Annotated in this window: 7 protein-coding genes; 3 read left to right on the top strand and 4 right to left on the bottom strand. The window is 51.4% G+C overall.

Annotation, left to right across the window (positions count from 1 at the left end; all coding sequences use genetic code 11):
- Positions 1-40: 40 nt before the first annotated feature.
- The 4 genes from C3B51_RS09115 to C3B51_RS09100 all read right to left on the bottom strand — a co-directional run bounded on the left by C3B51_RS09115 (position 41) and on the right by C3B51_RS09100 (position 10,393).
- A complete protein-coding gene (locus C3B51_RS09115) occupies positions 41-6,724 on the bottom strand; it encodes a non-ribosomal peptide synthetase (protein ID WP_130244839.1) in 6,684 nt (2,227 codons plus the stop codon).
- 337 nt (positions 6,725-7,061) lie between these two features.
- Positions 7,062-7,259, bottom strand: a complete 198-nt coding sequence (locus tag C3B51_RS09110; protein ID WP_046005128.1) for a hypothetical protein — start codon at positions 7,257-7,259, stop codon at positions 7,062-7,064.
- 723 nt (positions 7,260-7,982) lie between these two features.
- Entirely contained in the window at positions 7,983-9,044 is a 1,062-nt protein-coding gene (locus C3B51_RS09105) for a hypothetical protein (RefSeq protein ID WP_130244838.1), read from the bottom strand.
- 383 nt (positions 9,045-9,427) lie between these two features.
- Entirely contained in the window at positions 9,428-10,393 is a 966-nt protein-coding gene (locus C3B51_RS09100) for a hypothetical protein (RefSeq protein WP_130244837.1), read from the bottom strand.
- Between the two features lie 243 nt (positions 10,394-10,636).
- Between C3B51_RS09100 and C3B51_RS09095 the strand changes: the two genes are divergently transcribed.
- From C3B51_RS09095 to C3B51_RS23565, 3 genes are all read left to right on the top strand, one after another.
- Positions 10,637-11,473 (top strand): pirin family protein, encoded by an 837-nt coding sequence (locus C3B51_RS09095; RefSeq protein WP_130244836.1) that lies wholly within the window; start codon positions 10,637-10,639, stop codon positions 11,471-11,473.
- 44 nt (positions 11,474-11,517) lie between these two features.
- On the top strand, positions 11,518-12,489 hold the full coding sequence (locus C3B51_RS09090) for a glutathione S-transferase family protein (RefSeq protein ID WP_130244835.1): 972 nt from the start codon (positions 11,518-11,520) through the stop codon (positions 12,487-12,489).
- Between the two features lie 176 nt (positions 12,490-12,665).
- Positions 12,666-12,842, top strand: coding sequence for a hypothetical protein (locus C3B51_RS23565; protein ID WP_165389129.1), 177 nt, complete (start codon positions 12,666-12,668; stop codon positions 12,840-12,842).
- Positions 12,843-13,255 lie beyond the last annotated feature (413 nt).

Below are 13,255 nucleotides of genomic sequence, written 5' to 3'. Positions count from 1 at the left end.
TGTATGTGTGCTTGTTTATCAGGCCTGTGGCCTGACTCGGTTACCAGTCCATTTCCTCCAGCTCGGCATCATCTTCTGCCTGCGGGTCGCTCTGACGACTGAGCAGATAATCTATGTGCAATGCCTGCTCCTTTAGCTGTGGCTGTGCAAACAACTCTTTGACAGCAAACTCGACGGCGAAGCGATGGCGGATCTGGGTTTCCAGCCGGGTGACCAAAATAGAGTTGCCACCTTGCTCAAAAAAGCGTGCATGACTGCTTATTTCGCTGATCTCTATACCCAGCAAGGCTGACCAGACTTCTGCCAGTGCCTGCTCGGTGGCCGTCTCGGGTGCTACAAAAGGTTGCTCACTGTCTGAACCCGCCACCTCAGGCAGCGCTTTTTTATCTATTTTGCCGTTGGGCGTAAGCGGCCACTGGGGCACCACCACAAAGCGGCTCGGCACCATATATTCCGGCAGCTGTGCATGCAAATACTGCTCAACTTGCTGGATAATCGAGGCGTCGTCCTGTTCGCTGCGCGGCTGAATATAAGCGATCAGCATATCCGTACCATTACTGGCTTGTTTGACCAGTACCACGGCCGAGTCGAGCTGCTCACAGCGGTTAAGCTGAGCCTCCACTTCGCTCAGCTCAATACGAAAACCGCGAATTTTCACCTGCGCATCGAGACGACCGACAAACTCTATGTTGCCATCGGGCAGCACCCGGGCCAGATCGCCGGTTTTATACAATCGCGTGCTATCGCGGTGGGCCGGATAATAATAAAAGGGATTCTCAACAAACTTTTCGGCGCTCAGCTCAGGGCGCTGATGATAGCCGCGCGCCAGCCCGTCACCACCAATGTGTAGCTCCCCTATCACCCCCGGCGGCACCAGCGCCATCTGGCCATCCAGTACGTAAAGGCTGACATTGTTCAGTGGTTTACCTATGGTGATGGGAGTGCCGGGATACAGGCGCTGATAGGAGGCACACACAGAGGCCTCGGTCGGACCATAGGCATTAAAGAAGGGATAATGTGCCGACCACTGATTGACCAGCTCCGGCTCACAGGCTTCCCCAGCAACAATCAGGGCCTGCAATGCCAGCGAGGTGTCGAGCGGCATCATGGCCAAAAAGGCCGGGGGTAAAGTCACATGGCTTATTTGCTGCTGCGCCAGCAGTGCGGTAATGGCCTCGGGCGAGCGCCTTTGCTCGCTGTCGGCGATCACCAGCGTGGCACCATTGAGCAGCGCCATGGCATATTCCCAGGTGCCGGCATCAAAGCTCATTGAGGCAAAGTGCAACACTTTGCTGCGCGGCGAAATGGCAAAGGCACGGCGCTGGTTGTCGGCCAGGTTCACTATGCCCTGATGTTCCAGCAGCACACCTTTTGGCTGACCCGTCGAGCCAGAGGTATAGATTTCGTAAGCCAGACTGGTGGGCAGCAGCCCCAGTGCCCTGCTGTCTAAATTCTCTGCACTGCAATGACTGAACTGACCTAATCCGGTTTCCTCAAGCAGATCATCCAGGGTGATCACGGCAAACTCAGCGAGGTTCACCGCAGCCAAAATCGCCTCACAGCTGATAATGGTCTGTATGTTGGCATCTTCCAGCATATAGCTCAGTCGCGCAGGCGGATAAGCCGGGTCCAGCGGCACATAAGCGCCACCGGCTTTAAGTACCGCCAGCGTCGCAATGATCATTTCCAGCGAGCGGTCCAGCGCGATGCCAATCAAAGTATCTGACGACACACAGCCCTGCTCACGCAGGTAATGGGCCAGCTGATTGGCCTTGCCATTGAGCTGCGCATAACTCATTTGCTGGTCAGCAAAGATAAGCGCGGTGTGGTTCGGATTACGCTCAACCTGTTGCTCAAAGGCCTGATGAATACACAGCGTGCGATCATACTCATGGTAGTTATCGTTGAGGGCATTGACCAGATACTGACTTTGCTCGCTCGCCAGCACGCTCAGCTGCCCCGGCGGAGTGTTGAGGCTCTGGGTCATCTCGGTTTGTACCAGGCGCTCCAGCAACAGCATCAGGTGCGCGCTCAGGTCGCTGATATGTACCTCTGAAAACAAGGAGGTGTCGTAGATCCAGTTGACCTGCAATGCCGTTTCGCTTAATGAAAACTCCACTTCCAGGTCGAATTTTGCCACGCACCCGGCCTGCATCAGCGGTGTAAAAGTCAGCCCCTCAAGCGCAGTGTGATCAGCCATGGGCTGGGCTTGGGTGCTGTTAAATGAGGCCATGATTTGGCACAGCGGCGCATGGGCTTCGCCACGGGGGATCTGCAAGGCATCCACCAATTGTTCAAACGGCAGGTCCTGGTGGCTTTGCGCATCCAGGTGCACATCTCTGACATGTTGTAAATAACTGTCCAGCGAAGGCTGATCCGTGTTCACCCGCAGCGCCAGAATATTCACGAAAAAGCCAATTAGTGGCTCCACTTCGGCCTGCAGGCGGTTAGCCACCGGCGTGCCAATCACCACATCCATACTGTTGCTGTAACGGCTGATGGTCAGCGCCAGCACCGCATGCAACAACATAAACGGCGTCATCTGATAATGCGCGGCCATATTACGTAATTGCGTTGCCAGCTGAGCGGAGGCTTTGCCCGACACCATGGCACCCTCGTAACACTTTTCAGCCGGTCTTGGGTAGTCCAGTGGAATAGTGTGTACGCCGGGTGCATTGCTCAGCTGAGCCTGCCAGTGATCCAGTTGCTGCTGTAGCACATCGCCCTGTAACCAGTTGCGTTGCCACTGAGCAAAGTCGGCATACTGAATATCGAGTGGGGCAAGCGGATTGTCCCGGCCGTCCTGCAAGGCGGCATATAAACGGAAGAATTCATTGCTGAACACGTTCAGTGACCAACCGTCCGAGGCAATATGATGCATATTAAGCAGCAACACGCCCCGCGCCGGGCTCAGGCTGATAAAGCTGGCGCGCAGCATCAGATCAGTGGCCAAATCAAACGGCGCCTGTGCATCTTCCGCCAGCAAGTGTTCGAGCTGTTGCTGTGCCTGTGCCCCTGCCAGATGCTCCAGCTCTAGATGGCGGATAATCACAGCTTGTGGCGCCAGGATCACCTGCACCGGTCCATTCGGCCCTTCCTGATAAACAGTGCGCAACACTTCGTGCCGTGCCACTATCGCGCTCAGTGCCTGTTGTGCCACGCTTAAGTCAAACGGGCCGTCGACCTCAAAGGCTAACGGCATATTGTACTGGGCCGAGCTGCCCTGAAACTGATCGATAAACCACAGCCGCTGCTGGGCATAAGATAACGCAAAGCTGTCGGTATCGCGCGGCAATGCCTCTATCACGGGTCGTGATGCCTGAGCACTTTGCTCAATCAGCGCAGCCAAAGCAGACAGCGTACTTGCAGAGAAAACCTGCTTAACGGCAATGTCGACCTCAAACTCACTGCGGATCAAGGACACCAGCCGTACCGAAAGCAAAGAATGGCCGCCAAGCGCAAAAAAGTCCGCATCCCGGGTTAACTGCTCGACGTCACACGCCAGCAATCCTGCCCAAATCTCGGCCAGCACTTGCTCCGTCCTGATATTGGGCGCTTCTCCCTGGGCTTGTTGTATGTGCACCGCAGGCAAGGCGCGCCGGTCAATTTTACCATTTGCCGTGAGTGGCCATTGCTCAACCACCACAATCGCCGTCGGTACCATATAAGCAGGCAAGACGGACCTGAGTGCGCTCAACAGCCTGGCGGTCAATTGTTGCTCTGCGTCGCTTGTCTCACGCGTGATACAAGGACGTACATAAGCGATCAGCTGCTTGTTGTCGGCCTCGCCGATTGCCAGTACCAGTGCCGACTCAAGCTCATCAAAAGACTCCAGCACGGCGCTGATCTCACCCGGTTCAATGCGAAATCCGCGAATTTTTATTTGTTCATCGCAGCGACCGAGATACTGTAAATTGCCCGAACTGGTCATGCGGACCAGATCGCCGGTTCTGTATAGTCGCGACGAGGTTGCCGGTAACGCCTGTACATGTACCGCATCAATAAAGCGCTCATCCGTCAGTGCCGGGTGATTGTAGTAACCCAGGGCAACACCCGGCCCGGCAACATACAACTCGCCGACACAGCCGCTGGGCACAGGCGCCAAATCGGTATCCAGAATCAAACACTGAGTATTGGCAATCGCCTGCCCTATGCTGGCTTCGTCCTGATCAAACTGAGTAACATGGCAGGTTGTGGCAACATGGGTTTCGGTAGGGCCATAATGATTGTACAAGTCACACTGAGGATGGCGCGCCATAAACTGGCGAATGCTGGGGGTCAGCTTCAGCACATCACCGGCAACACATACCTGTCTGAGCGCCGTCATGTCGATGGCCGGACTGCTGCCCGCCTGCTCAGCCATTAAATCAAAAACCGCGGGGGGCACAAATAAGCGCGCTATCTTTTGCGCCGCCACCAGGCAGGCCAGGTCCTGTAACTGATCTTTTTCTTGCTGCGACATCAGCACCAGACATGCGCCGGTACGCCAGCTGGTCGCTAATTCCTGCGCCGACACATCAAACGTCAGCGGGGTAAACTGCAAGGTCCGGTAGGGCTGAGTCATGCCATCCACCTGCGCCTGATGGGCAGTCAAATTCACTAAGGTGCTGTGACGCTGGTGGACGCCTTTTGGCCGACCGGTGGAGCCGGAGGTATACAGAATATACGCACTGTGATCGCCGCCCACTTCAGGCAGTGCAGTCGTGTGTTCCGGTGGCTGCCATAAGTCCGCCTGGTCCAGTCGCACACAAGGGAGTCCGGCAAAGGTATCTTGTGTGTGTGCCAAAACCAGCGAAAGCGATAACTCGTCGATAATGTAATTGAGTCGTTCCTGCGGGGCATCGGGGTCAAGTGGTACATAGGCTGCGCCCGCTTTGAGCAGGGCCGCTACAGCACATAGTGTGTCAATACTGCGCTGCGCCACAATGGCTACAGGCTGCCCTACCGTGACGCCATATTCCGCCACCAGACGCATCGCCAGCGCATCGGCACGGGCATTGAATTCGCCATAAGTCAGCTGCCTTGCCTGCGCCTGCACCGCAATGGCATCCGGGTTATGCCGGGCCTGATATTCCAGCAGCTGATGCACGGCTTGCCACTGGCAAGTGATCGGTGCGCCACTTGCCAGTGTCAACGCCTGCTGCTGCTCTTGTTCACTGACCATAGCAATAGCAGCCAGCTTAGTCGGGCCTTTTTCTGTGTGAGCCAGCGCCGCCATTGCGCTTAGCACGTTGCACAAATGCTGATTGAGCTGGCGAATATGGGCTTGTTCAAACAGGGCCACATCATAAGTCCAGCCGACGGACACGCCTGTCTCATTCAGTGATATATGAATGTCTAAGTCAAACTTGGTGGTCAGGCTAACTTCCGACATCGCCTCCAGTGACGCGCCACCCAGCTGGACCTGCTCAGCATGCTGCGCGCCTGCACTAAATTGGTTATCTGTAGTCAGCAAAATCTGAAACAACGGGCTGTAGGCGTTATTGCGCGGCACATTTAATACTTCAACCAGCTGCTCAAATGGCACGTCCTGATTGCTTTGCGCCGCCAGATGCACGGCCCTGACATGTGCCAGATAATCGTGCAAAGTGTCAAAGTCCGTATTCACCCGCAGCACTAAGGTGTTGACGAAAAACCCGATCAGCGGGGCCAGCGCCGGATCCTGGCGATTGGCAACCGGACTGCCGATAACAATGTCCTTGCTGTTGCTGTGACGACTAAGCACCAGCGCCAGCGCGCCATGCAGCAGCATAAAAGGGGTCAGCTGGCAGGCTCTGGCAAGCGCTAGTAGCTCGCTGGCGACCTGGCTGCTCAGTTGCGATGTGACAAGCTCACCCCGGTATTGTTTTTCGGACGGGCGACTGGCGTCCAGTGGTAATTGGTGCAGCGCTGGCACCCCTTGCAGTTGCTGCTGCCAGTACGCCAGCTGTTTTTCCAGCTCGCCTTGCGCAAAGTGCTTTTGCTGCCAGTGCGCGAAGTCGCGATACTGGATAGCCAATGGCGTCAGTGGACAGGGCACGCCTTGTTCAAGCGACTGGTAAATGGCAAAAAATTCTTTGCTCAGGACGTCCATCGACCAGCCGTCGGAGGCGATATGATGCATATTAAAGCTTAAAATCGCCTGACAGTGCGCAGTCTCATCGTGTGATAATTGCAAATAGCTGGCCCGCACCATCAGATCCTGACTGAGATCAAACGCGCGGTTGGCTTCGCGAACCAGATAAGCGTTGGCAGCTTGCTGCGGCGCATCCTGCTCACTCAAGTCCAGCACTGTGATGCTCAGGTGGGTGTCTTCCAGCACACGCGGGCAGGGTGTGCCCGCTTGCTCATCAAATACCGTTCTTAGCACCTCATGGCGCTGCACTATGGTATTCAGGGCTTGCTCAACTTTGGCCACATCCAGTTGCCCGTGCACTGCAAATGCCATCGGCATATTATATTCGCTGGAGCCACCATTAAGCTTGTCAATAAACCACAAACGCCGCTGCGAAAAAGACAATACCGGCGGCTCGTCTGATGGCGCTTTGGCAATCCTAACTGGCGACTCAACTGCACCACTTTGGCGCAGCTCTATTGCGTGGATGATCTCTTGCTTATTGTTCTTCAGAAAATCTTTTTCACTTGCAGTCAAAGCCTTAAACTTGCCTCTGACCAGTAGCTTACCCTGATCATCAACACTGAGTTTGATCCCTTTCTCGCCGAGCTGTAAAAAGAACTGTTTCATATTTTCGCTTTTGCAATCAAATTGATGATAAAGAAAAATACCGGGATCAGCCCCCCAGATAGCGGGCGGTGATGTCGCCAGTACACAAATCCAATCAGTCTTAATCCTTTTGCCATCTGAATGGCACGTCCAGCATGCAACGCATAGAGGCTTTTTCAGTGCTTGCTCGCAATTGAGTTACTTTGCTGCTGCGCACCTTTCGCTCCACAATAGCGCACCTAGTTAAGTGAATTGGCATAACAAAGCCCTGCATATCAGTGCAGCCGGCTCTGTCGTTTTTATTTTGCTATTATTGTCCGTCAGCGGCGCTAAGATATGTATAAATTCATAGCCCGACTTATGCGTCAAGCTCGCTTCCACTTAATGAACGCAGTGACGAATCCGGGCAAACGTATACACCACTACAACCGTCTTTGTAACCAAAGTCATAGGCCAATTTGAAGATATGATGGAGCAGCTGTACATCAACCGCACCTGAATTGGTGTTGTGACTATTCAGATTGATACTCAACTCTGTCAATGCGTCATTTTTCATCTTATCAGTCCATGTTAAATAGTATTGCAAAGTGTTAATTTTTTAAGAGAACGCATTATTATGTGTTCTGCACTTTTTTTCTACACTTTTATTTATGAAAATTATAAAATTCATAAACCAAATTAATAGGCTTTTAAGTTTATTGGCTTGAGCGAAACGCTTGCACTCTGCCTTTAAAACTGGCCTTAATTCGGCTAAGAATAACGAACCATAAACTTACAACAATTAACAACCACGCCTGTCAAAGGCGCCTTAGCATGCAGACTCCTTACCACAACTGATACAACACACCCTCAAGTCAGGTCCGCAAACTTCATTGGGGAAGTTATACCCCATTCATCGGGACAATAACATGACGGTTTGAGGAATTATATGTTGCAAAATGATCCAAAAGAGACACAAGGGGCCTAAACACGACCTTTGATAAACCGTGTTTATACTGCTTACCAGGCTGATTATTTTGCAGATTATATTTATACGACAACTGACATAATAAAGTCATAATAAATAGACTTTTTACTGTCATAGTCTCAAATATCGCGTATTTATTGGCACAATTGCAAAACTGGCACAATACCAATTTGCTTAATGAAGTGTTCTATTTAGAGGCGAGGACATAGGGTCAATAACAAGGTAAAAAGGAAAGGCCCTGAGCTGCGCGGATTACGCCGCGCTATTCTATGGCTTGTTTGACTGGGCAGAAACCTCTGCCCATAGGTCTAATTAGGCTTGTTCGAGATGAGCAAGCACCTGTTCCAGTGCCGCTGAAACCGCTTTTTTATCCTGCCAGTCGAGTGTTGACCAGTCGACACCCGATGCCAGTTGGGTGACATCCTGCGTCAGCAACTTTTGCAGTGCTGTGGGCGAGTTGAATGATGTGGTGATGAACGGCGTGTTGCTTTTTGCGGGCTGCTTTTTAATGCCTTTGAGCTGCTGCTCAATGAGATCTGAAATGGCGCGCTTATCCAGTGCGTTTAAGGTCGACTTGTCGTGCTCAGCTTTATACTGCGATTCTACCGACAAAATCAGCCGCTTCATTTTAACAAAAGAGTAATTACACCCGGACTCGTAGGCCGACATCACAACAGGATAGCGCGACAACACATTGTAGTTATCGAATGCGCCCATCGAAATACCAAGTTTAGGCACAATCGTTCTGACTGTAAGGCGAGACAACCCGGCTTGCAGGCGTGCCTTGTTAAGTTGCTCAATTTCCGTCATGGCCTGAGTGAATGCCTGCAACTTTCCATACTGAGGTAAATCCTCGCGGCTGGCATTTTCCTGAAATTGCTTCACCTTGGTCAATAAGGGCTTACTGTCATAGACCTTAAACTGAGCGGCAGCCCCATACCCTTTGGCATACACCAGGGCAAAGAAACGCCGGTGGCCGGTCAATATTTGAAAGCGCCCTTCTTCCAGCGGATATACAGTGGGCACCTGGATCATCTCGGAGACCGAAATGTTATTGCCCAGCTCAATGATTGAGTCTATGGTCTGAGACGCACGCTTCCAGTCTTCTGTGCCGTGCTTCAGACAATTAATGATAATCGATTTGCCGATCAGCACATGGTTTTCTCCCTGGTACAGCTTGGTCAGCAGTGCTTTGCTCAGCTTGCGCGCCACAAATAAACGCGCGTCTTCATCGCTGACAAAAATCGAGGGTAAAAACCGGCCATTGGTAGGGTCTGGTACAACGGAGCTTAGAAAAATGCTTTTGTATTCAAAAGACTCATCATTGAGTTCGGTTTTATTGTTCAGGTTGCTCAGCAGCATTTGCTCTAACATAATGATCACTCTGTTGACTACTGACTCAGGCCGTCAGTAAGGCGCTCGCCAGCAGCTAAAAACAGGGGTTCCTCTCCTTTGTCACTGGCGCATTGACTCTCGGCTTTAGTTTAACTGAAACGGCGCGCTGCAACAATCTGCGCAGCTCAGCCTGCCAAACCGACTAAAGTAAATGCCACATTGTGGGTTCGGTCAAGGCAGGAGATTATTATTTTGTTCGCTATACCAATTTGCTTAATTAAGTGTTCTATTTTGAGGCGAGAAAATAGGGTCGATAACTAGGCAAAAATTTTGATATTTAGTTGTTCTAAATAAGAAATTTTTAACACAGTTAGCGTCATATTTGCTCCGTCAAATTGAACAGGTATTGAGTGAAATTGGTATCACAGAGCGTCTATCAGGTTGTTGATGGCCTGCTGCTGCGATACCTGACCTGCCATATAGGGCTGCCAATATTGGTTTAGTTTAGCAAACGGGTCCTGGCGGTTTTTATATAACCCCTTCCAGTGCGCATAGGGCACAAAGGTCTGTCCCTGTTCGGCGAGCGTCTGTCGGGTTACCTCACCAACAATGTAAAACAACATGGGGTGCCACAATGACTTAAATTCAGCCTGCTTGCCTTGCGCTTTCGCCCGGCTTTGCAGCGCCTGATACAAAGGAGAATCCGGGAAGCTGGTGTGTGCTACCTCATGAAACAACATTTCGAGTGCAAACCAATCTTTAAAACCCGCCTGATAGGTATTAATAAAGGTGATCAAGTTCCTGCCAGAGGTAAAAGCACCGCCGTGTGTAAACGGCCGGGCAACGGTTAAAACACGGTGCTGCTGCGCCACAATCACACTGGTCCCAAATATATCAGTCAGTCGCGAACAAACCTGTTCGCCATACTTATCAAGCAATGCGATGCTTTGCTGCGTCCAGGCCTGATTCTGAGCCTGATGTTGCGGCCATATCTCGTCCCGATAGCTGCTCATTACCGCAAAATAGCCGCGCGTCAGGTCGTTGACCGGCAAGTCGGTCACCGCACTGCTGGCATCAAACAGATGCTCCGTCAGCTCACTCAGTTCCGAGTCACTGAACAGAGGGTGGAACCTGGGCTGGCTTGTATGTAACTGGTATTGTTCGATGGCGGCATGCCATTTTTGCCTGTCCTGCGCGTTCAATCCGCCCGGAAGAGCGCTGGGGTTGCGCGCCAGAAAGCTCAGATAGGCATGTAAGTTGTTTTCGGCTTTATTATTAAACACCAGCGCCTGCTCATTGCACTGCCAGCGTGGCTCAGATGCCTTTGCAGCAACGGGAGCCTGCAAAACAACACTCACTATAGCAGCAAGTAATCCGATTTTATTCATTGTGCTTTCCTTACATTGGGTCTTTCACTGTTGGTCGCACTCAGGCGTACCTTATTATTATACGCCGCCAGTATCTAACCGCTCAACTGAGCGGCTCCTGAACAGTTTAAATTCTATTAAAACGAACAAAACCTTCAATATTTGCAAATTTCATTCTCGCATTGCCATTGCTAAAGTGAACTCATCAGGCAAACACAGCGCATTGGACTAACTTTAACTGATGGCGCAGGCAACGAGGTTTTTATGCAAATTATTCGTATCAATAAAGCGCAGGCGACGCAGGATGGCGCAGGCGTGAATATCAGCCGTATAGCAGGCTTCGATGGCAAAAGTTTAGATCCCTTTTTGATGATCGATGAACTGAAATCGGACAACAGCAGCGACTATATGGCGGGCTTTCCGCCCCACCCGCATCGCGGTATTGAAACCTTTACCTACATTCGTAAGGGCGGCTTTGAGCATCAGGATCAGATGGGCAACAAAAAAGCCATTCGTGCCGGAGATGTGCAATGGATGAGCACCGGACGCGGCGTGATCCATTCGGAAATGCCACTCAGTGACGCCGAACAGGGCATGCATGGTTTTCAGATCTGGCTCAATATGCCGGCCAAAGACAAAATGCGTGCGCCCCGCTATCAGGACACAACCGAGCACAAGGCCCCCGTGATCACCACCGACTCCGGTGCAGAGCTTAAAGCGCTGGCAGGTAGCTGGCAACTGGACGGGCAAACTATTCAGTCGCCACTGAATGACTTAGCCGGTAGTGGCGCCATTGCCGATGTTACTTTGCCAGCGGATCAGCAAATCACGCTGGATATGTCGGGCTACGGCAAAGTGCTTATTTACATTCACAGCGGCACATTGGCAGATACGCGTCTGAGCGCCACTTATCAGCTGGAGCTGGACCCGGCTCATCCAGTCACACTGCAAAGTGGTGCCCAGGGCGTTGGCTTACTGGTACTGGCGGGTCAGCCAATCGGAGAAAAAATAGCCCATATGGGTCCGTTTGTAATGAACACCCAGGAAGAGTTGCAACAGGCCGTGCGTGACTATCATGCCGGCAAATTCGGTAGCATCTAAAACTCAGCGCAGTAAAGATTTAAACAAATTAAGAGGACAAGACAATGGGACGATTAATTGAAGGTAAATGGCATGACGTCTGGTACGACACCAAAAGTAACCAGGGCAAGTTTAAACGCGAAGACGCGCAACTGCGCAACTGGGTAACGGCCGATGGCAGCGCCGGGCCAACTGGCGACAGTGGCTTTAAAGCCGAGTCTGGCCGCTACCATTTGTACGTATCGCTGGCCTGCCCCTGGGCGCACCGTACTCTGATCTTTAGAAAGTTAAAGCAACTTGAGGCACACATTGATGTATCTGTGGTCAGCCCGGATATGCTCGAACATGGCTGGACCTTTGATAAAGCAACCGGCAGCAGCGGCGATGCTCTGTTTGAGCAAAGCTATATGCACCAGTTGTACACGCGCAACAAGGCTGATTATTCGGGCCGTGTCACTGTGCCTGTGTTGTGGGATAAACACACACAGCGCATTGTCAGTAATGAGTCGAGCGAGATTATTCGCATGTTTAATTCGGCATTTAACGAGCTGACCGGCAACACCGATGATTATTATCCTGAGGCACTGCGCCAGGACATCGACGACATCAATGAATTTGTTTACCACAAAATCAATAACGGGGTTTACAAAGCCGGGTTTGCCACTGAGCAGGCGGCCTATGAAGAGGCAGTACAAGCCCTGTTTGACGCACTCGAACAGTTAGAGCAGCGACTAAGCACGCAACGCTATCTGGTCGGCGATACACTCACGGAGGCCGACTGGCGCTTATTTACCACGCTGATCCGCTTCGACAGCGTCTATCATGGTCACTTTAAATGTAATCTGAAACAGATTGAAGACTATCCCAACCTAGCCGGTTATATCCGTGAGCTTTATCAGTGGCCGAATGTCGCCGAGACGGTGGATTTTTACCATATCAAGCGTCATTACTACTTTAGCCACACCATGATCAATCCAACGCAGGTGGTGCCGGTCGGCCCGGATATCGACTACACCCAGCCGCATAATCGTGGATAAGCCCCGTATACAGCCACTGTAAACCCCGTTTACAGTGGCTTTGCATTGCCCCTCATAACCTATCTTTGCTTGTGCAGCGCTCACTGCTGTCTTTGTCATAAAAGAGTGTTTAAATAAATGGCACACCGCATCATTTGGTGATAAATTAATCGCTCGTGACTTTAAGGAGTGAAATCATGAAAGTTGATAAAGAAGCCCGTAAAAAAGCCGCCAGCAAAATTGGCGTCAGTATGGCCACCGGAGTGGCCGTTGGCACCGCTATTGGCGTTTCTTCCGGTGATATCGGCAACGGGGTTGCGCTGGGTATCGCAATCGGTGTCGCCGTGGGTATGCTGTTGGATATTAATGGTTAGGGTGTGATCTTAAAAGTTCAGATACTCAGGGCAACAAAAGCAATATCGATGCTCGTATCGAATCTAATGTATCAACACTATTCGTACCCTCGTTACTGGGCATATCTTTTGTGCCTATCCATATTGGCCTACTTCAGTCACCCGTTAGAGCAGTTTTTCAGCTTTGTCACACTAAATTTCCTGCTCGGATTATTCAATCTGGTCCAGATGAACAACTACAAACTGGGGTTACCTCTCTTTATCGGCCCTCCCGAATATACCTGCCCCAACAAGCCTGAGTTTAAGCAGCTGCGTAAAACCTGGTATGCGGGTTATACGATAGTTTTTTGGTGCGGCATTATCATTCAGCTCACCATGATTACAGTTCACTTACTGACATAGCACAGCAAACTTATACAAATACGTTCTGACTC

Origin of the sequence: Pseudoalteromonas rubra, from assembly GCF_004212645.1 — a bacterium.
GTDB classification, from domain to species: domain Bacteria; phylum Pseudomonadota; class Gammaproteobacteria; order Enterobacterales; family Alteromonadaceae; genus Pseudoalteromonas; species Pseudoalteromonas rubra_G.
This window is presented reverse-complemented; position numbering and strand designations above follow the sequence as displayed.